The 18,367-nt window shown below is 71.9% G+C and carries 19 protein-coding genes and 1 pseudogene; 16 read left to right on the forward strand and 4 right to left on the reverse strand.

Annotation, left to right across the window (positions count from 1 at the left end):
• Positions 1-46: 46 nt before the first annotated feature.
• The gene (locus tag ACVCAH_RS27420; protein WP_447139104.1) at positions 47-1,015 is read right to left on the reverse strand and encodes a helix-turn-helix transcriptional regulator; all 969 of its coding nucleotides are present in this window, start codon (positions 1,013-1,015) and stop codon (positions 47-49) included.
• A 62-nt stretch (positions 1,016-1,077) separates the two neighbouring features.
• On the opposite strand from ACVCAH_RS27420, the gene ACVCAH_RS27425 reads away from it, so the two are divergent.
• From ACVCAH_RS27425 to ACVCAH_RS27455, 7 genes and pseudogenes are all read left to right on the forward strand, one after another.
• Positions 1,078-2,196: an epoxide hydrolase family protein gene (locus tag ACVCAH_RS27425; RefSeq protein ID WP_447139105.1), complete on the forward strand. Its 1,119-nt coding sequence runs from the start codon at positions 1,078-1,080 to the stop codon at positions 2,194-2,196.
• On the forward strand, positions 2,193-3,377 hold the full coding sequence (locus ACVCAH_RS27430; RefSeq protein ID WP_447139106.1) for a winged helix DNA-binding domain-containing protein: 1,185 nt from the start codon (positions 2,193-2,195) through the stop codon (positions 3,375-3,377). Before ACVCAH_RS27425 ends, ACVCAH_RS27430 begins: the two co-directional genes overlap by 4 nt.
• A 186-nt stretch (positions 3,378-3,563) precedes the next feature.
• Positions 3,564-3,953, forward strand: coding sequence for a YybH family protein (locus ACVCAH_RS27435; RefSeq protein ID WP_447139107.1), 390 nt, complete (start codon positions 3,564-3,566; stop codon positions 3,951-3,953).
• 474 nt (positions 3,954-4,427) lie between these two features.
• The gene (locus ACVCAH_RS27440) at positions 4,428-4,943 is read left to right on the forward strand and encodes an NUDIX hydrolase (RefSeq protein WP_447139108.1); all 516 of its coding nucleotides are present in this window, start codon (positions 4,428-4,430) and stop codon (positions 4,941-4,943) included.
• A gap of 118 nt (positions 4,944-5,061) precedes the next feature.
• Positions 5,062-5,472 (forward strand): VOC family protein, encoded by a 411-nt coding sequence (locus ACVCAH_RS27445; RefSeq protein WP_447139109.1) that lies wholly within the window; start codon positions 5,062-5,064, stop codon positions 5,470-5,472.
• A 370-nt stretch (positions 5,473-5,842) separates the two neighbouring features.
• Positions 5,843-6,118: pseudogene (locus ACVCAH_RS27450) on the forward strand (helix-turn-helix transcriptional regulator); the annotation flags it as partial.
• Between the two features lie 641 nt (positions 6,119-6,759).
• Complete coding sequence (locus tag ACVCAH_RS27455; protein ID WP_447139110.1) at positions 6,760-6,918, forward strand: hypothetical protein; 159 nt, start codon at positions 6,760-6,762, stop codon at positions 6,916-6,918.
• 398 nt (positions 6,919-7,316) lie between these two features.
• Here ACVCAH_RS27455 and ACVCAH_RS27460 read toward each other — a convergent pair whose 3' ends face one another.
• On the reverse strand, positions 7,317-8,753 hold the full coding sequence (locus ACVCAH_RS27460; protein ID WP_447139111.1) for an RNA-guided endonuclease InsQ/TnpB family protein: 1,437 nt from the start codon (positions 8,751-8,753) through the stop codon (positions 7,317-7,319).
• Between the two features lie 272 nt (positions 8,754-9,025).
• On the opposite strand from ACVCAH_RS27460, the gene ACVCAH_RS27465 reads away from it, so the two are divergent.
• The 4 genes from ACVCAH_RS27465 to ACVCAH_RS27480 all read left to right on the forward strand — a co-directional run bounded on the left by ACVCAH_RS27465 (position 9,026) and on the right by ACVCAH_RS27480 (position 13,283).
• Complete coding sequence (locus ACVCAH_RS27465) at positions 9,026-10,036, forward strand: mechanosensitive ion channel family protein (RefSeq protein ID WP_447139112.1); 1,011 nt, start codon at positions 9,026-9,028, stop codon at positions 10,034-10,036.
• Positions 10,037-10,129: 93 nt separating this feature from the next.
• Entirely contained in the window at positions 10,130-11,500 is a 1,371-nt protein-coding gene (locus ACVCAH_RS27470; RefSeq protein ID WP_447139113.1) for a cytochrome ubiquinol oxidase subunit I, read from the forward strand.
• Positions 11,497-12,516 (forward strand): cytochrome d ubiquinol oxidase subunit II, encoded by a 1,020-nt coding sequence (locus tag ACVCAH_RS27475; RefSeq protein WP_447139114.1) that lies wholly within the window; start codon positions 11,497-11,499, stop codon positions 12,514-12,516. Before ACVCAH_RS27470 ends, ACVCAH_RS27475 begins: the two co-directional genes overlap by 4 nt.
• 11 nt (positions 12,517-12,527) lie before the next feature.
• Complete coding sequence (locus ACVCAH_RS27480) at positions 12,528-13,283, forward strand: hypothetical protein (protein ID WP_447139115.1); 756 nt, start codon at positions 12,528-12,530, stop codon at positions 13,281-13,283.
• A gap of 51 nt (positions 13,284-13,334) precedes the next feature.
• Here ACVCAH_RS27480 and ACVCAH_RS27485 read toward each other — a convergent pair whose 3' ends face one another.
• Both ACVCAH_RS27485 and ACVCAH_RS27490 read right to left on the reverse strand, forming a co-directional pair.
• Positions 13,335-13,805 carry a molybdenum cofactor biosysynthesis protein gene (locus tag ACVCAH_RS27485; RefSeq protein WP_447139116.1) on the reverse strand — a complete coding sequence of 157 codons (471 nt, stop codon included), beginning with the start codon at positions 13,803-13,805 and terminating at the stop codon, positions 13,335-13,337.
• A 266-nt stretch (positions 13,806-14,071) separates the two neighbouring features.
• Entirely contained in the window at positions 14,072-14,257 is a 186-nt protein-coding gene (locus ACVCAH_RS27490; protein WP_447139117.1) for a hypothetical protein, read from the reverse strand.
• A gap of 112 nt (positions 14,258-14,369) precedes the next feature.
• Between ACVCAH_RS27490 and ACVCAH_RS27495 the strand changes: the two genes are divergently transcribed.
• The 5 genes from ACVCAH_RS27495 to ACVCAH_RS27515 all read left to right on the forward strand — a co-directional run bounded on the left by ACVCAH_RS27495 (position 14,370) and on the right by ACVCAH_RS27515 (position 18,327).
• Positions 14,370-15,023: a DUF1345 domain-containing protein gene (locus ACVCAH_RS27495; protein ID WP_447139118.1), complete on the forward strand. Its 654-nt coding sequence runs from the start codon at positions 14,370-14,372 to the stop codon at positions 15,021-15,023.
• Between the two features lie 100 nt (positions 15,024-15,123).
• Positions 15,124-15,789, forward strand: a complete 666-nt coding sequence (locus ACVCAH_RS27500; protein WP_447139119.1) for a mechanosensitive ion channel family protein — start codon at positions 15,124-15,126, stop codon at positions 15,787-15,789.
• A 5-nt stretch (positions 15,790-15,794) separates the two neighbouring features.
• Positions 15,795-16,421, forward strand: coding sequence for a glyoxalase (locus ACVCAH_RS27505; RefSeq protein ID WP_447139120.1), 627 nt, complete (start codon positions 15,795-15,797; stop codon positions 16,419-16,421).
• A 119-nt stretch (positions 16,422-16,540) separates the two neighbouring features.
• Positions 16,541-16,996 carry a pyridoxamine 5'-phosphate oxidase family protein gene (locus ACVCAH_RS27510; protein ID WP_447139121.1) on the forward strand — a complete coding sequence of 152 codons (456 nt, stop codon included), beginning with the start codon at positions 16,541-16,543 and terminating at the stop codon, positions 16,994-16,996.
• A gap of 98 nt (positions 16,997-17,094) precedes the next feature.
• A complete protein-coding gene (locus ACVCAH_RS27515) occupies positions 17,095-18,327 on the forward strand; it encodes a hypothetical protein (RefSeq protein ID WP_447139122.1) in 1,233 nt (410 codons plus the stop codon).
• The last annotated feature ends 40 nt before the right edge of the window (positions 18,328-18,367 follow it).

An 18,367-nucleotide genomic window follows, 5' to 3' on the forward strand; every position in this document is an offset into this window, starting at 1 on the left:
CGGAAGCGTCGGCGCGCACCCGCCCCCGTCGGCTGTGGGCCGGCACTCAACCAATGGGCGGTCCCGCCGCACGGGCGGCCCGGAGGCTGATCTCACGCAGGTACGCGATGAGCTCCGGCGGTTCGTGCACCTCGACGTCGCAGCCGAGCGTCAGCAGCCGCCAGGCCAGCCAGTCCAGGGTGTCGGTGTGGCTGGTCAGCCGGCACCTGCCCGCGTCGATCGGCACCAGGTCGCCGGGCGAGTCGCCGACCCGGCCGGCCACCGCCTCGACGGGCGCGTAAAGGGTCGCCACCGCCCGGTAGACCGGGGCCAGCTCCATCGCCCGGGCGGTCACGTACGCGGCGGCGTCGGCGGCGGGCAGTTGCCGCGGCGCGGTGCGCACCCCGATGGCCACCGGCTCGGCGATCCGATCCACCCGGAAGATCCGCCAGTCGTCCCGGTCGTTGTCGTAGCCGACCAGGTACCACCGGCGGCCCGCCGACACCAGCCGATGCGGCTCCACCCGCCGCTCACCGATTTCCCCGTCGTGCCGGCGGTAGGTGAACCGCAGCCGCTCCCGGTTGGCGATGGCGGCGGCGAGCCCGGTCAGCTGTTCGGGATCCACCGTCGGCCGGTGCCAGGTCAGCAGAGGCTCGGTGGCGGCGCCGAGCGCGCCGACCCGGTGCCGCAGCCGCGCCGGCAGCACCTGCTCCAGCTTCGCCAGCGCCCGTACGGACGCCTCCTCGATGCCGGCCACCGCGTGCCCGGCCGCGGTGCGCAGCCCCACCGCGATCGCCACCGCCTCCTCGTCGTCGAGCAGCAGCGGCGGCATGGCCCTGCCCGCGACCAGCCGGTATCCGCCGACCGCGCCCATCGTGGCCTGCACGGGGTAGCCCAGCTCGCGCAGGCGCTCCACGTCGCGGCGGATGGTCCGCAGGCTGACCCCGAGCCGGGCGGCCAGTTCGCTGCCCGGCCACTCGCGCGGGGTCTGCAGGAGCGACAGCAGGGTCAGCAGCCGGGCCGGGGTGTCGGACATGGCGTCAAACTACCCGCGATGTGTGCCAGAACCTGACCTATATAGGTCCTAGCGTGGTCCGCATGACGCCCTTCCGGATCGACATCCCCCAAGCGGACCTCGACGACCTGCGCGACCGGCTCACCCGCACCCGGTGGCCACGGCAGCTGCCCGGTGACGGCTGGAGCCGCGGGGTGCCGCTGGACTACCTGCGGGACCTGGCCGACCACTGGGCCACCGGGTACGACTGGCGGGCGCAGGAGGCCCGGCTGAACGAGTTTCCCCAGTTCGTCACGGAGATCGACAGGCTGGACGTGCACTTCCTGCACGTCCGCTCGCCGGAGCCGGATGCGCTGCCGCTGATCCTCACGCACGGCTGGCCGAACTCGATCGTGGAGTTCACCGAGCTGATCGGGCCGCTGACCGACCCGCGGGCCTACGGGGCCGACCCGGCGCACGCCTTCCACGTGGTGGTGCCGTCGGTGCCGGGCTTCGGGTTCTCCCAGGCACCGCCCGAGACCGGGTTCACGGTCGGTCGAGTGGCCCGGATGTGGGCCGAGCTGATGCGCCGCCTCGGCTACGACCGGTACGGCACCCAGGGCGGCGACCTCGGTGCCTACGTGGCGCCGGAGGTGGCGGTGGTGGACCCCGAGCACGTCGTCGGGGTGCACATCGACGGCGGGTTCGGGTTCCCCACCGACGCCGACGTGCCGGACATGAGCGACGAGGAGCGCGCGCTCTACGCCGAGGTGCGACAGTGGATGAGCGGCGGCGTGGACCACCACGGCCTGCTGCGGGCCGCGCCGCAGACCTTCGCGTACGGCTGGAACGACTCCCCGGTCGGGTTGCTGTCCTGGCTGGTCCAGAAGTTCAAGGAGTTCACCATCACCGCGGCCACACCCGAGCAGGCCATCGCCCGCGACCAGATCCTGACCAACGCGACGCTGTACTGGCTGACCGGCACGGCCGGCACCTCGTCCTGGTTCATGTACGACAGCACCCACTTCGTCTGGCCGAAGGGGCAGGCCCTGGTGCCCAGCGGCGTCTACGGCGGCGGGCCGCCGCTGTTCCGCCGCCTCGCCGAGCGGCACAACAAGATCATCCACTGGCCGGAAGGGAACCCGGGCGGTCACTTCGTGGCGATGGAGGTACCGCAGGCCCACGCGGCCGACATCCGGGCCTTCTTCGGGAAGCTGCGATGACCCGCCTGACCTGGGCACAGGTGTGCGCCCGGCGGCTGGAGCGGCACGCGCTGGCGGCGCCGGCGCCCGCCGGCTCGCCTCCGGTGGACGTCGGCCCGGCCGGTGCAGAGGCGGATCCGCTGGCCGGCGTCGTCTCCGCGATCTGCGGCGCGCACGCGCAGGTCGCCTCGGCCGCCGAGCTGTCGATCGGGCTGCGGGTCGCCGGCGCCACCCGTACCACGGTCCGCCAGGCGCTGTGGACGGACCGCACGCTGGTCAAGACGCGCGGACCGCGCGGCACCGTGCACCTGCTCGCCGCCGCGGACCTACCGATGTGGACCGGCGCGCTGTCCGCGGTGCCGTCCCCGCGCTACGAGCAGGGCCACGGCCTGCTCACCGCCGAGCAGACCGGGCAGGTGGTGGCGGCCATCGCGGACGCGCTGCGCGACGCCGAGCTGACCCCGGCGGAGCTGACCGAGCAGGTCGTGGCCCGCACCGGCCCGTGGGCCGGCGACCGGGTGTTGGACGCCTTCCAGGACAAGTGGCCGCGGTGGATGGTGGCGATGGGAGCGGCGAGCCGGTGCGGGGCGATGTGCTTCGGGCCGAACCGGGGCCGCGCCACCACCTACACCAGCCCGGTGCGCTGGCTGCCCGGGTTCACACCGATGGCCGGCCCGGCCGCGCTCGCCGAACTGGTGCGCCACTACCTGTACGCGTACGGCCCGGCCACCCCGGCCCACTTCGCCCAGTGGCTGTCGGCGCCGCGGCGGTGGGCGGCCGAGCTGTTCGCGTCGCTGGAGCTGGAACAGGTCACCGTCGAGGGCGCCCCGGCGTGGGTGGCCGCCGGCGACACCGACCTCCCGGCAGATCGCCCCACCGGCGTCCGGCTGCTGCCGCACTTCGACGTCTACCAGGTCGGCTGCCACCCTCGCGAGTTGGTGTTCCCGGGAGACGCCGGGCAGCGGGCCCTGGCCGGCGGCCAGGCCGGCAACTACCCGGTGCTGCTGGTGGACGGGATGGTCGCCGGGGTGTGGCACCAGCGCCGCTCCGGCCGCACGATCCACATCACGGTGGAGCCGTTGACCCCGTTGCGCGCCGGTCAGCGGCGGGCGCTGGACGCGCAGGTCGAGCGGGTCGGCCAGATCCTGGAAGGCAGGCCGTCACTGACCATCGGCCCGATCAGCGTCGGCCCCCACGCCTAGCGGCCGCACCGCGGTCAGCAGGACGGGCGCTAGTCCAGATCAGACCGCTTCTCCGCGATCCACTTCTCGACGTCCTCGGCGAGCCAGACATTTCCATGGCCTTTTCCTCCGTCTCGTGTCCAGACGCTGCGACACTGGTCCTGCAGCGATCCACCCCGGCGGCGCCGCACAGAAGGGGAGCCCGCTATGACCGACAGGTCTGGCGTAGAAGCCTGGATCCGGGCTTATGAATCTGCCTGGCGGACGGCGGGAACGGACCAGCTCGACCGGCTCTTCACCACCGACGCCACCTATCAGATGTCGCCGTTCCAAGAGCCGCATCGGGGCCTCGACGCCATCCGGGTGCTGTGGGACGCCGAACGCGCCGGGCCGGACGAGGAATTCGAGATGGACTTCCACATCGTCGCCGTCAACGACCCGCAGGCGGTCGTACGGCTGGAGGTGCGATACGGCGGTCCTCGCCCCCAGTTGTTCCGCGATCTGTGGATCCTCACGTTCGCCCCGGACGGCCGGTGTCTGGCCTTCGAAGAGTGGCCGTTCAGCCCCGAGCCTGCCGCGCCGCACCACACACCCTGACCCTGGGCGCCGAGTGCCGGCGGCGGTTGGCCGCCCCGGCTGTCACCGGCGTGGCAGCACATGAGCGCTGCACGACGTCCTCGGCTGGATCCTGGCCGTGCCGGGTGGAGAGATCCTCATGGTCCGAGGGCTTCCCGTCTCCAGATAGATCATCTGGTCGGAGTCGCTGAGCCAGGTCGAAACCTTCTGGGCGCCCGTGGCCGGCGCCGATGTCGTCGTGGTCACGGAGGCGGCCGGTGTGGCTGATACGGACGGCAGTCGGTCCGGCCCTCGCTCACCTGGTCGATGAGCCCCAGCCGTAGGTTCATCGCGATCGCGGAGGTGTTCGGGGGCGCTCCGCGTCCAGTCGAGGCGCACCCAGTCCACCATGATCAGAATCTACCGCCCCCCTCTCGGCCCCTGTTCCCGAAGCAGGGCAGACTTCGGCTGTACCGCGAAGCCGGACCGCCGCCACGCACAGCAGGGAGAGACGCGATGGTCGAACTGCCCCGGGATCTGCCGGTCTTCGAGCGCAGCGCGGTGCGGCTGGTGGTGCTCGACGGCGACGACCGGGTGCTGCTGTTCCACACCCGCGACCCGGACCACCCCCGGTTGGGCACCTGGTGGGAACTGCCCGGCGGGGGCATGGACCCCGGCGAGACGTACCTGGACACGGCGGTGCGGGAGCTGCGCGAGGAGACCGGCATCGTGGCGACCGCCGCGCAGATCGGCCCGCCGACCTGGCGGCGGCGGGCCAGCTTCGTCCACCGGCAGCGGCGCCACCTCCAGGACGAGGTGGTCGTCCCGGTGCGGCTGACCGGACCCGGACCGGACGTGGACGAGGCACACCGGCTCGACTACGAGCTGGAGGACTACTTCGGGTTCCGGTGGTGGCCCGTCGCCGAGGTGGTGGCCAGCCGCGAGCGGTTCTACCCCGGCCAGCTGCCGGGGCTGCTGACCGCGTTCCTGGCCGGCCAGGAGATCGACGAGCCGTTCGAGCTGTGGTCGTGAGGGCGCCCCGCCCCCACACGGATGGCTGAGGAAGGGCCACCGTGTGTGGCGAAACAAGTGGTCAGATCGATCAGGAATCGAGAAGTGCGGGTCGGGATCCGCGCCTAGCATGATGATCATGGACATCACCATTCACACGAGCTTCCTTCCGCATGTCGACCCGGACGCCTCCCTGGCCTTCTACCGCGACGTCCTCGGCTTCGAGGTCCGCAACGACGTCGGACAGGGCAAGATGCGTTGGATCACGGTCGGCCCCGTCAACCAGCCCGACACGTCCATCCTCCTGGCGCCGCCGGCCGTCGATCCTGGGATCACCGAGGACGAGCGCCGCACCATCTCGGAGATGATGGCCAAGGGCACCTACGGCTGGATCCTGCTGGCCACCCGGGACCTCGACGGCACCTTCGAGAAGGTGCAGGCCAGCGACGCCGAGGTCGTCCAGGAGCCGACCGAGCAGCCGTACGGCATCCGCGACTGCGCCTTCCGCGATCCCGCCGGCAACCTGGTCCGCATCCAGGAGCTTCGCTGAGCCGTCCGGTCATCGGTTCAGCCATGATGGCCGGCGTCGCGACCACCTGAGAAGAATGCGGCGGCCAGTGCTTCCAGTCCGCTGTCCTCATCCTCAACCACCCTCGGTGGCCGCACCAGGCAGACGGGCTCGCGTTGTCGGCCGCCGAGGCGTTCTTCGCCGAGGGCGAGGTGCGCCCCGGCCGCCGACGAATGCGGCGTCCACGTCGCCAGGCCGACTACCAGCCTCCATCTGGCCGGCGTCGAGCAGTTGCTCGGCCTGCTCGACCGGCTCGTCGACTCCGGCGAGTCGGACATCGTCATCGAGCGCCTCGCCGCCCCTCCCAAATAGCCGAGGTGTGCTCACGTACATCGACGAAAGGAGTTCTCTCATGTGTCACCCCTCGTGGGGGCGCGCACTCGCCGCGGCGCAGCACCTGCGCGACCTCGCGCTGCTGCGCCGCGTCCGCGACCGGATCGACCGGGAGTACGCGCAGCCGTTGGACGTCGAGGCGCTCGCCCGCGACGTGAACATGTCGGCCGGGCACCTCAGCCGCCAGTTCCGGCTCGCCTACGGCGAGTCGCCGTACGCCTATCTGATGACCCGGCGCATCGAGCGCGCCATGGCGCTGCTGCGTCGTGGCGACCTCAGCGTGACCGAGGTCTGTTCGGGCCCTGTTCCACAACCTGCGCGGCTTGTACGTCACCGGCTGGGATCTGCACTTCTGGTTCCCGCCGATCTTCTCGGGCAGCTCCGCCCCGAACGTGGCCGTCGACGTCGCCTACTGCTTCGCTGTCCCGTCGAGCCCGCCCGACGATCCCATGGGATCGAAGGCGCCGCAGATCCGCATGAAGCTCGACTTCGGAATCCGCGGCCCGCACGCCAAGTACTTGATCACGGCCCTGCACCAGCCAGGCGACAACCGGGCCGCCCAGCCGAGACCCTGGGAAGGCGGCCGGCTGAGCATCGCCCACGGCGCCCGCGTCACCGTGGCCGCCCCGCTTGGGCAGCAGCACCGAATCGGGCAGTACGTCACCGCCGCCGACCGAGCCGCCGCGACAATCGACCGCTACGCCGCGCGCTGGTCGGCGCGACCCCGCCTGGCCGGTACGTCGTCTACCTCGCCGGTGACCGTGAATGGGGAACGTGGAACGGCGGCGGGCCTGACAAGCAATTCTCCGGCTACGCCTACGAAGCCGGCGTCGTCCAGCGGGAGGTTGTGCTCCGGGCCACCGCCCCAACGATCTGAACGAGCTCTTCCGGCACGAGTTCGCCCATGTCGTCACCCTCACCGGGGCTGAGCAGCGGATGCGGAGCACCTACGACCTGGTGGAGTGGCTGAAAGAGGGAATCGCCGAGTACATCGCCACCGGTGGGAAGCCAGCGTCGGCGAACCCCCGGGTAGATGCCGTACGCGTCATGCTCGCATCCACCCGGCGGATCGGCCGCCTCGCCCAGAGCCCCTGAACCGCGGCGCCAGCCCGACCGAGATCGCCGCCTACTACGGGCTGGCCCACCTCAGGGTCGACTGCCTGGCCAACCGCTACGGCGATGCGACGCTCTTCGCCTTCTTCAAGGCGGCCGTCCGCGATGACGAGGGCATCGGTCAAGCCGCTGTCGAGGTCTTTGGCCGCGGTGGGACGCCGTCGAGGGCACCTGCATCGCGCGGATACATCGCGTGCTCGGCGCTAACCGCCCACGGGGCCCTGGAGGTGCGGCCGGAGGAGTTCACCGCGACGCTGACCCGGGAGCCGCGCCGGCAGGAGGTGCCCGACCTGCGGGACGTCCCGCTCGCCGTCCGGCCCGGCTGGCGTCCCGGTGCCGGCGGAGGGGGCGGCCGCGCCGGCCCGCTCTCCCGGTCACCGCTAGTGCGGTGTCCACGAACGTTCACCGGGTGTCCGGTGGTGTTGTGGATCCTCACCGTGCAGGGCGAGCGACTCCCCACGACGTGGTGGGGCGGGCCTCCGCGGGCCAACTGATCCTCGCGCCGCCTGGTGTGGGCGGCGGGGGTCACGTCGGGACTGGCCGGCGCCGGGGAGGTGCCGGCCGGCTCGACGGTGCGTGACCACCTCCGGCAGCACGACGGCTGCGGTGGGGGTGGTGGGTCCGCCGCCCGGGGTGCGGGTGGCGATGCTGGCGGCCGCGACCAGGTCGCGGTGCCCGGAAAATGCGCAGTGCGGGCAGGTCAAGGTCCGCCCACGAGGTTTCGGCACCCGCCGTCGGCAGGCGGGACAGGTCGATGACGTGCCCCGCTCATCGACGAGCCGGACGGTGATACCCGCTTGGGTGGCCTTGTCGGTGAGGATCTGCAGGTGTCGGCCGATCTGCCACTGCCGTAGTCGCAGGTTGTGCCGCCGCCCCGCCGGCAGGTCGAGCACCCCGCGGGGGTCCCCGACGTGCAGCACACCGACCCGCTGCTGCTGGGCCCAGGTGATGACGGTTCGGGCGGCCTCGTGCTGGGCTTGGCGGACCCGCCGCCGATGCCGGCCCTCCACCAACCGCGCCCGACGGCGGTACTTGCGCCACCGACGTGACCCCCGCTGACCCGGCTTCGGTGCCCGGCCGGATACGGCGCGGCGGCGGGCTTTGGTGTCGGCCAGGTGCATGCGGTGCTCGGCGCGGATCGCCCGCCCCGACACCAACAGCCCCTCACCCTCGGGACCGGCCACCGCGTACGGGTGAATGATCCCCAGATCGACCCCGGCTATCCGCCCCGCATCCGGCTCCTCACCCGGCGGGTAGGTGACCACTGGGACTTCGGCGGTTACGTCGAGAAACAGCCGCCCACCCTCGCACAACAAGGTGATCGACCGGACCTGCTCCACCGGATACGGCACATCCCGCGCCAGCCGCACCCCCAACGGCGCGTTGCCCTTCGCAGTAGGGATGCGCACCCGGCGCCACTCAAGCGCGAAGGTGCCGTGATACCAGCGCACCGCCAGCAAACCCCGCCGCCGCCGCGGAAACCGCGCCGACACCTCACCCGCCTTACGGCGTTTCGCCGCCGCGAACCACGCGTCAGAAAACCGACGCAGCACCGACCGAGCCCCCGTGGTATCCAGTTCGGCGAACGTCCTCGGCCCCGACACCGCCAACGCCCGACACAACTCCTGGTAACCGACCAGCGGCACGTCCCGGCGGCGCCGCCGCCACGCGTTGACCTCCAACACACACGCCCACACATCACCCGCCGAGCGCAACAGGCCGAAACACCGCCGCCGCTGCCCCACCGTCACCCGCAACCCCACCCGCGCCGTGCGATGCACGACCCGTGGCACGGCAGGATCCCGACGGCGAGGCACAAACCACAGCCAACACCACCCCTACGACACTTTCCCAACCCGACCAACCCGGCGGACGTTAGTGGACACCGCTCTAGCGGGCGCAGCTGATCACGGTGACGTCCTCGCCGCCCGAGCCCGGGGCGGCGGCGCCGCGTGCCGCGGCCGCCGGGGGACTTCGGCCGGTCGCGATGTACGCCCGGCGATCGGCCGTCTCGTGACACGCTGCCGTGGGGGACGACCCGGACGGGAGCGGAAGTAATGACCATCGGTACCGCGGTGAACGGCAACTGATGGGCCGAGCGGTGATCGTGCTGGCCGCGGTGGTGGCGGCCGTGCTGGTGGACGTGCTCAGCGGCGTACTCGTCAACCGGCTCGCCCGTGGTCGCTACGGATGGCTGCTGGCGCCGCTGCGCCAGGCCTGCCGCCGCCCGACGACCGCCGTTCTGCTACTCGCGGGCCTCTACGCCGCGCTGCCGGGAGAGCCGGGCCGGTTGCTGCGCGAGGGCCGGCATGCCATCCTGCTGTTGCTGATCGTCAGCGTCGCCTTGCTGGTGGTCAAGGCGCTGCACGTCGCCGAGACCGTGGCGTTCAGCCGGCTGCCGGCCGGGGTGGTGGCCGACCGTCGGATCCGCCGCACCCGCACCCAGATCCGGCCGGTGCGACGGTTGACCTCGACGGCGGTCACGATCGTCGCGATCGGTCTGATCATGACCACCTTCGAGCCGATACGCCTGTTCGGCATCTCGGTGCTCACCTCGGCCGGTGTGATCGGCGCCGTGATCGGCCTGTCCGCCCGGACCGCGCTGGGCAACGCCTTCGCCGGCATCCAGGTCGCCTTCGCGGACGGCCTCTACGTCGGTGACGTGCTCGTCATCGACGGCGAGTGGGGTCGCGTCGAGGAGGTGAAGCTGACCAACGTGGTGATCCGGCTCTGGGACGACCGCCGGCTCATCCTGCCCACGACCTACTTCACCGAGCGCCCGTTCCAGAACTGGACGCGACACGAGACCCGGGTGGTCGGCAAGGTCCAGATCCACGTCGACCACACCGCCAATCTGGACGACCTGCGCGTCGAGGCGCGGCGGCTGATCGAGGCGTCGCCGCTGTGGGACCGGCACCAGTGGGTGCTCCAGATGGTCGATGCCAACCCGCAGACCGTCGTCATCCAGCTCCAGGCTTCCGCCGCCGACGGGCCGAGCGCCTGGGACCTCCGCTGCGACCTGCGCGAGGCGATGGTCCGCTACCTGCGGGAGAACCACCCGCAGTGGCTGCCCCGCACCCGCAGCGAGTACAAGCCCTGATTCCGCGCCCGGGATGCGGCATTCGCGTTGCCGACCAGCAGCCGGGCCGTTAGACCACCGTGGGGCTGACACGCGACGGAGGTGGGGAACCCGATGCTGGTTGACCTGCTCGCCCAGGACGCCGCCCCGGGAGACCTCATGGCGGCGCGGGTGCAGATGGCCCTGTCCCTGGGCTGGCACATCGTGATCGCCTCGTTCGGCGTCGGCATGCCGGCGGTCACCGTCTTCGCCGAGTGGCGTGGGCTGCGCACCGGGGACCCGGCCTTCACCCGGCTGGCGCACCGCTGGGCCAAGGCGATGGGCGTGCTGTTCGCGGTCGGGGCGGTGTCGGGGACCATCCTGTCGTTCGAGATGGGGCTGCTCTGGCCCGGCCTGATGGGCCGCTTCGGCGACGTGATCGGCCTGCCGTTCGCATTGGAGGGCATCGCGTTCTTCGTCGAGGCGATCTTCGTCGGGATCTACCTGTACGCCTGGGACCGGGTGCCACCCCGGGCGCACCTGCTGTCCGGACTGCCGGTCTGTGTCGCGGGTGTGGCGTCGGCGTTCTTCGTGGTGTCGGCGAACGCCTGGATGAACCAGCCCCGCGGGTTCGACCTGGTCTCCGGCGAGGTCACCGACGTCCGGCCGTGGCAGGCGATGTTCAACCCGGCGACGCCGCCGCAGACCGTGCACATGATCGTGGCGGCGTTCATGGTGACCGGCTTCGGCATCGCCAGTGTGTACGCGGTGGCCCTGCTGCGCGGTCGTCGCGACCGCTACCACCGGCTCGGCTTCGCCATCCCGTTCACCGTCGCCGCGGTGCTGTCCCCGGTGCAGGTCGTGGTCGGCGACTGGGCCGCGCACTTCGTCGGGGAGTACCAGCCCACCAAGCTCGCCGCGATGGAGGGGCTGGCCCGTACCCAGGCCGGCGCGCCGCTCTCGCTCGGCGGCGTCTACGTCGACGGGGAACTGCGGTACGCGGTCGAGGTGCCCAACGCCCTGTCGCTGCTGGCCAGGTGGGATCCGGACGCCGTGGTCATGGGCCTGGACCAGGTGCCCGACGATCAGGAGCCACCGGTGACGGTGGTCAAGTGGGCGTTCCAGCTGATGGTGGCCATCGGCTTCGGGCTGGTGGCGCTCTCCGCCTGGTGGGCGCTTGCGTGGTGGCGGCGCCGGGGTCCGCCGCGCTCGCCGTGGTTCCTGCGGGCCGCCGCCCTGTCCGGGGTCGCCGCCGCCGTCGCGGTCGAGGCCGGCTGGGTCGTCACCGAGGTCGGCCGGCAACCCTGGATCGTGTACGGCGTGCTGCGCACCGCCGAGGCGGTAAATCCGGCGCCGGGCCTGGCCACCGGCTTGGCCCTGGTCGCCGCCGTCTACGCGGTGCTCACCGTCGCCACCGTCGCGGTGCTGTGGCGGATGGCCCGGCACCGCGATGAGCCGGTCGCTCCGCAGGAGGGCGTCCCCGAGCCGGTGGACAGCGGCCGATGACCGTCGCCGACGTCCTGCTCGGGGTGCTGCTGGCCGGTCTGACGCTCTACACCCTGCTCGCCGGCGCGGACTTCGGCGCCGGAATCTGGGACCTCCTCGCTGGCGGGGCGCGCCGCGGCGCAGCCCGTCGGGAGCTGATCGCGCACTCGATCGGCCCGGTGTGGGAGGCCAACCACGTCTGGCTGATCCTGGTGATCACCCTGTTCTGGACCACCTTTCCGCCCGCGTTCGCCGCGTTCGCCTCCACCCTCTACATCCCGCTGACCCTGGCCGCGCTGGGTATCATCGGTCGTGGCGCGGCCTTCGCCTTCCGCAAGGCCAGCCACACGCTCACCGAGCAACGCCTCTACGGCGCCACGTTCGCGATCTCCTCGGTGGCCACCCCGTTCTTCCTCGGCACCATCGTCGGAAGCCTCGCCTCCGGTCGCGTCCCACCCGGCATCGCCGAGGGTGGCATTTGGCGCAGCTGGCTCAATCCCACCTCCATCTACGCCGGCCTGCTCGCGATCGGCGTGTGCGCGTACCTCGCCGCGGTCTACCTCATCCACGACGCGCGCCGCGCCGGTGCCGCCGACCTAGTGGCCCAGTTCCGCCGCCGCGCCCTGGTCACCGGCATGGTGGTGGGCGTCGGCGCGGCGGCCGGGCTGGCCGTCGTCGCCGCCGACGCGCCGGACCTCTTCGCCGATCTTCGGGGCCGGGCGCTCGCCCTGGTGCTGCTCTCGTTCGCCGCAGGGATCGTCTCCCTGGTGTTGATCGCCACCGGCCGCTACCGTGCGGTGCGGGTGACCGCGGCCCTCGCGGTCGCGGCCGTCCTCTGGGCCTGGGGCGCCGCCCAGTACCCAGACCTGCTGCCGCCCGACTTGACCGTCACCGAGGCGGCCGGTGATCCCACCGTGCTCGCCACGGTGCTCGCCGTCCTCGCGGTCGGAGCGCTGCTGCTGGCGCCCTCCCTGCTCTGGCTGTTCGGCATCTTCCAGCGCTCTAAGCCGGCCGCCGGCAACCCACCGCCCCGGTGACGCTCACCCGGGTGGGCAGTCTGTGGGCGGCGCTGGCGGCGGCGGTGGCGCTGGGAGCCCTGCACGTGCTCGCACCGGCCATCCGCCGGAGACTGCCGGTGCCCACCCACGCGGCGACCTCCCTTGGTGGCGGCATCGCCGCCGCGTACGTGTTCCTCTACCTGCTGCCGCGCCTCGCGGAGGGCAACCAGGCGGTGGCCCACGTCTTGGAGGAGGAGGTTAGGGCCACCCCGGCCCGCGGGTTCGTGCTGTTCCTCGTCGCGCTGGTCGGCTTCTTCACGTTCTACGCCCTGGAACGTGTCACCCACCGCTCGCAGCAGCGCCGGCAGGAGCCCACCCGGCTGGTCTTCGGGTTCCAGCTCGGTTTCTTCGCCCTGTACAGCGGCCTGATCACGTACACCCTGGCGACCAAGCTGGACGCGGGGCTCGGACCGGCGGTGCTGTTCGCCGTCGCCATGGGGCTGCACGTGCTGGCCACCGACGGCGTCCTGGCCGAGCATTTCCCGGTCAGCCTCACCACCGGGTGGCGCCTCGTCCTGGTCGCTGGCGCCGCCGGCGGCTGGGTGACCGCGGTCGCCGTCCAGCCCACCGGCGTGCTGATGAACGTGCTCACCGCGTTTTTGGGTGGCGGGATCCTGCTCAACGTCTTCGTCGACGAACTGGCCCCCGAACGGCACTCCAGCCTCACCTGGTTCACCGTCGGCCTGGCCGCCTACTCCGGCCTGCTCGCCTTCGCGACCTTCACCACCGACGTCGGCGCTGCCTGAGGGCGATCACCGGCCGATGCCAGACGGCCAGTCAGTGGTGGCGGCCGGTTGTCAGCGGCTGACGGTCACGTCGACCGGTCCGGCGCGCAGGGTGCCGTCGTTCAGCGGGGTGCAGCGGTCGCCGCCCCTGCGGCGCAGCGCCTTCCAGGCATCGGGGCCGATGGCGACGTCCATCCAGGCGCAGGGGTTCGCCGGGCGGTTGACCCGCAGGCTGACCGGCCCCGCGCCGGAATCCAGGATGAGCACGGCGCCGATCAGCTCGTCCACGGCGATCCCGGTGGTGAGCACGTTGCGCCGGACCTGCACCAGGTCGGCGGCCGGCAACGACTCCTGCGCGATCACGGTCACGCTCGCCTCGCGGTGGGCTGGCTTGCCGAAGTACCGGTCACCGACGATGCCGAGGCCCGCCCGGAGGCGGATCTCCCCGACCAGTTCGCCGGGTGGGGCCGGCACCGGACCGTCGGCGGGCCGGCCCAGGTAGCGATGCACGGGCGAGGCCAGCAACTGCACGATCTGCGGCACCTCTGCGATTCTACGGAGCGGCCAGCTGCCGGATCATGCCCCTGCTCGGTGGGGTCCTCGCGTTCGGTGGTGGCGTCGGCGCAGATCGCGAGGATGGCGAGGGCTGCCAGGGGGAGGGGGGTGCTGAAGCGACGCCAGGTGTTCCAGCGGCGGACTTGATGCTGGTCCGGCCCGACCTGGCCCTTGGCGGCCTGGAACGCGTCTTCGACGGCCCAGCGGATCCCGGCGACTCGCTCGAGCTGGGTGACGCTGGTCGGCTGTGGGGGTCAGCAACGGTAGAAGGCCAGCTCACCGATGGTGGTGTTGCGTCTGATCAGTAGGCTGTGCCGGCCGCCGTCATCGGGGTCGGCGTCGGTGGTGACCTCGTCGAGCCAGGCCCAGGCGTAGAGGCGTGGCCCTTCCGACCCGGCACCGGCCGAACGGCGCTGCCACCGCCGTGACGCCGACAACATCGGCGGCTGAGACAGCGTCCCGGGCCAGGTCACCGGTGCCGCGAGCGACCGATCCGGACGGAGCGCGGCATGGCTGGCCGCCCCTTCTCCGACCGCCTGGAATCCTGAGCCCATGGGTCAGGTCAAAATGCGAACGCCGGGCCGGATCCTCTCCGTCCGGCGCCTGTCGATCTCGCTGGCCGCCGGCGCCGTCGTCGCCGTGGCCGTCGCGGTGCTCGGGTTCCCCGAACTGTTCCCGCTGGTCGGTTGGAACGTGGCCGCCAGCGTCGTGCTGGTCTGGGTCTGGCGGATCAGTTGGCATCAGGGGCCGGAGGGCACCGAGCGACTCGCCGAGGAGGAGAGCCGGTCACGCTCCACCGACGGCGCGGTGCTGATCGCCGCGGTGGCCAGCCTCGGCACCGTGGCCTGGGCCCTCGTTCACTCGTCGAGCAACCAGGACGCGCTCGCGGTCACCCTGGTCATCGTGAGTGTGCTCACGGCGATCCTGTCCTGGGGATTGATGAACACCGTATTCGCCTTCAAGTACGCGCGCATGTTCTACCTTGAGGATGGCGGGATCGACTTCAAGCAGAGCGAGCTACCGGCCTACAGCGATTTCGCCTACCTGGCGTTCACCGTCGGCATGTCTTTTGCCGTGTCGGAGAGCGAACCGGCCAGTACGCGGATCCGGAAGACCGCCCTCGGCCATGCGCTGCTGTCCTACCTGTTCGGCACGGTCATCCTCGCCGCGGCCGTGAACCTGGTGACCGGCCTGGGCGAGTCCTGATCAACCAGGCTACACGGGCAAGACCCGGCGGCACGGTCGGTCCACGGAGGCGCGACCGTTGGTGCTATGCGCCCCGTCGCCGCCGCTCGGTGTCAAGCTGATGCGGTACCACGAAGTAAGCGCCCGTACTCAAATCCGCCCGGTACGCCGGCTGACCTCGGCTGTCGTCATGGTGGTGGCGGTCGGTCTGATCCTGGTCACCTTCCGGACCGTACGCTCGTTCGGGCTCACTTTCCTGACCTCGGCCGGCGTGATCGGCCTGTCCGCCCGGACCGCGCTCGGCAACGCCTTCGCCGGCATCCAGGTCGCCTTCGCGGACAGTCTGCACGTCGACGACGTGCTGGTGATGGACGGCGACTGGGGCCGGGTCGAGGAGGTGAAGCTGACCAACGTGGTGATTCGGCTCTGGGACGACCCAATGCTCGTCCTGCCCACTACCTACTTCACCGAACACGCCTTCCAGAACTGGACGCGGCACGAGACTCGGGTGGTCGGCGAGATCCGCATCCAACTGGATCACACCGCCGACCTGGACGACCTCCGGCAGGCGACCAGACGGCTCGTCGAGTCGTCGCCGCGTTCACGGTCGGCTGCTCTTCGCTGGGCACCATCAGCACCTGCTTCACCGAACTGGTCGGCATGCCGCCCAGCGTCTACCGGGAGCAGGCGGCGCGCGACGGCGGGGATGCCCCCGTGCGTGGCGAAACAGGTGATCAGACCGGTCAGGAATCAAGAAGCGCTGGTCGCCGCGCCGCAAATAGCGTGATGGCCATGGCAACCATCGAATCCGTCACCCTCGACGTGGCCGACCCCACGGCCGCCAACCGCTTCTACACCGCCGCCTTCGGGCTGGACACGCAGATACGCCTGCGGGCCTCGGAGGCACCGACGACCGGCTTCCGTGGGTTCACGCTGGCGCTCACGGTGTCCCAGCCGGCAACCGTCAACGCCCTCATCGGCGCCGCGCTGGACGCCGGTGCCACGCAACTGAAGCCTGCCACGAAGTCGCTCTGGGGCTACGGCGGTGTCGTACAGGCCCCGGACGGGACGATCTGGAAGGTCGCGACCTCGGCGAAGAAGGACACCGGCCCGGCCACCCGGCAAATCGACGAGATCGTCCTCCTGCTGGGAGTCACGGACGTGGCCGCGAGCAAGCGGTTCTACATCGAGCGCGGCCTTGCCGTGGCGAGGAGCTTCGGCCGCATGTACGTCGAGTTCGCGGCCGGGTCGAGTCCCGTCAAGCTGGCGCTCTACCGGCGCCGTGCCCTTGCCAAGGACGTCGGCGTCGCTCCCGACGGCACCGGATCGCACCGGCTCGTGATCGGCGGCGATGCCGGCGCTTTCACCGACCCGGACGGGTTCGCCTGGGAGGCCGCATCGCTCGCGCCGACGCCCTGACGCTGCTGCCTGCGCCACCCGGCCGTCGATCACTTGACGGCCGCCGGATGAACCGACCGATGACCGATCAAGCCCCTCCCCTGGAGGAAGGGGCTCGTCACCAAGTGACTGGAGGAAGCATGACGGGCGCGCCACCGCGTGGACGTGAGGAGAGGCTGCGGGACACTCGCGCGAGACTGGAGAGCGACGTCGACCTCTGGGTCGCGACGTCGGGCTCCCCGGGCGGCGTCCACCTCATCCCGCTGTCGTACCTCTGGGACGGAACCGCGTTCCTCGTCTCGACGCCGCGCGCCTCGGTCACCGGCCGCAACCTGCTGGCGGACGGCCGAGTGCGACTCAGCCTGGGGCCGACGCGCGACGTCGTCATCGTCGACGGCGCCGCCGAGCCGGTGGACATCGCCGACCTGGGCCCGGAGGCGGGCGACGCGTTCGCCACCAAGACCGGATTCGACCCGCGCGAGCTCGACGAGCCCTACCAGTACTTCCGGATCCGGCCGCAGCGCATCCAGGCCTGGCGGGAGGCGAACGAGCTGCCGGGCCGCGTCCTCATGCGCGACGGCCGCTGGCTCGACTGAGAGCGGTGGTCGTGTCCGGCGCTGATCGAGCGGCCCGCACCGGACAACGACCGGCCGTTGGTGGTGACGCGCGCCGGACCAGCGGGCACAGTGAAGCGGTGACGACGGACATCCGCACTCCCCTCGCCCGGTACGCCGAACACCTGCACGCCCGCGCCGGCGACCGGCACCACGTCGCCTCCCCGCTCGGCGCCTGGCTGCTGCTGGCGCTCGCCGCGCCGGCCGCCACCGGCGCGACCCGCACGGCGCTGGAGGAGGTGCTCGGCACCGACGCGTCCACCGCCGCCGAGGCCGCCCACGCGCTGCTCGCGGCGCCGCACCCGCTGGTGCCCTCGGCCACCGCGGTCTGGTACCGGCGAGGCTTCGAGACCCCGCACCTGGACGGCTGGCGCGCCGCGCTGCCCCGGTCCACCGAACGGGGACCGCTACCGGACCAGGACGGGCTCGACGCGTGGGCCCGGGAGCACACCCTCGGCCTGATCGAGCAGTTCCCGCTCAAGGTCGGACCGGACGTGCTGCTGGCCCTGGCCAGCGCGCTGGCCACCCGGATCTCGTGGGAGCAGCCCTTCGAGGTGGCAGCGGCCGGCGCCCTCAGATCGACGGGTGGTTGGGACCGCCGGTTGACCAGGGTGCTGCGCAGCCCGCGGCACGGCCACCGGTGCGCCATCGCCGCCACCGAACGGGCCGGCGACGTGATCGTGCACGCGGCGCCGGCCCGTGCCGCGGACACCGGTGCCGGGAAGGCCGGTCTGGTGGTCGTCTCGGTCGCCGCCGAGCCGGACGTGCCGCCGGCCGACGTGCTCGCCGCCGCGTACGAGGTGACCGCCGGCGCCGCCGACGGGAGCGCGCCGGCCGGCCGGCGGTCCCTGTTCGACCTGCCGCTCGGCGAGACGGCGCTGTGGACGGTACGGGAGGAGCGGATCCGTACCCGCGCCCCCGGTGGCCGGGAGGAACGGCACACGGCGCTGCTGCCCTGCTGGTCCGCCCGGAGCGAGCACGACCTGAGTGATCCGCAGCTCGGCTTCGCGGCGGTGAACCGGGCGTTGACCGGGACCGGGCAGTTCGAGGCGCGCCAGGCCGCGATGGCGCGCTATGGCCGCTACGGCTTCGAGGCCGCGGCGGTGACCGGGTACTTCGACCTGGTCAGCCTGCCGCCGGAGGGGGTGGCCCGGAGCGCCGAACTGCGGTTCGGCCACCCGTACGCCGTGGTGGCGGTCGCCACCGACACCCGGCCCGGCGCGCACTGGCACGGGGTGCCGGTCTTCTCGGCCTGGGTCGCCGAGCCGGAGGAACTGCCCGAGGCGGACCTCGCCAACCACCACGAAGGCTGACAGGGCCGGGCCTCCGGCCGATGCCGGAGGCCCGGCCCGT

The sequence above is a fragment of the Micromonospora sp. LZ34 genome (assembly GCF_052981855.1).

What these genes read in the sequence shown, in the direction of transcription:
- ACVCAH_RS27440 (WP_447139108.1), top strand. Translation starts at nt 4,428, where the DNA reads ATGGTCGAACTGCCCCGGGATCTGCCGGTCTTCGAGCGCAGCGCGGTG.
- ACVCAH_RS27465 (WP_447139112.1), top strand. Translation starts at nt 9,026, where the DNA reads ATGGGCCGAGCGGTGATCGTGCTGGCCGCGGTGGTGGCGGCCGTGCTG.
- ACVCAH_RS27470 (WP_447139113.1), top strand. Translation starts at nt 10,130, where the DNA reads ATGCTGGTTGACCTGCTCGCCCAGGACGCCGCCCCGGGAGACCTCATG.
- ACVCAH_RS27430 (WP_447139106.1), top strand. Translation starts at nt 2,193, where the DNA reads ATGACCCGCCTGACCTGGGCACAGGTGTGCGCCCGGCGGCTGGAGCGG.
- ACVCAH_RS27495 (WP_447139118.1), top strand. Translation starts at nt 14,370, where the DNA reads ATGGGTCAGGTCAAAATGCGAACGCCGGGCCGGATCCTCTCCGTCCGG.
- ACVCAH_RS27425 (WP_447139105.1), top strand. Translation starts at nt 1,078, where the DNA reads ATGACGCCCTTCCGGATCGACATCCCCCAAGCGGACCTCGACGACCTG.
- ACVCAH_RS27435 (WP_447139107.1), top strand. Translation starts at nt 3,564, where the DNA reads ATGACCGACAGGTCTGGCGTAGAAGCCTGGATCCGGGCTTATGAATCT.
- ACVCAH_RS27455 (WP_447139110.1), top strand. Translation starts at nt 6,760, where the DNA reads ATGCGGAGCACCTACGACCTGGTGGAGTGGCTGAAAGAGGGAATCGCC.
- ACVCAH_RS27500 (WP_447139119.1), top strand. Translation starts at nt 15,124, where the DNA reads ATGCGGTACCACGAAGTAAGCGCCCGTACTCAAATCCGCCCGGTACGC.
- ACVCAH_RS27445 (WP_447139109.1), top strand. Translation starts at nt 5,062, where the DNA reads ATGGACATCACCATTCACACGAGCTTCCTTCCGCATGTCGACCCGGAC.
- ACVCAH_RS27490 (WP_447139117.1), bottom strand. Translation starts at nt 14,257, where the DNA reads ATGTTGTCGGCGTCACGGCGGTGGCAGCGCCGTTCGGCCGGTGCCGGG.
- ACVCAH_RS27510 (WP_447139121.1), top strand. Translation starts at nt 16,541, where the DNA reads ATGACGGGCGCGCCACCGCGTGGACGTGAGGAGAGGCTGCGGGACACT.
- ACVCAH_RS27420 (WP_447139104.1), bottom strand. Translation starts at nt 1,015, where the DNA reads ATGTCCGACACCCCGGCCCGGCTGCTGACCCTGCTGTCGCTCCTGCAG.
- ACVCAH_RS27505 (WP_447139120.1), top strand. Translation starts at nt 15,795, where the DNA reads ATGGCAACCATCGAATCCGTCACCCTCGACGTGGCCGACCCCACGGCC.
- ACVCAH_RS27475 (WP_447139114.1), top strand. Translation starts at nt 11,497, where the DNA reads ATGACCGTCGCCGACGTCCTGCTCGGGGTGCTGCTGGCCGGTCTGACG.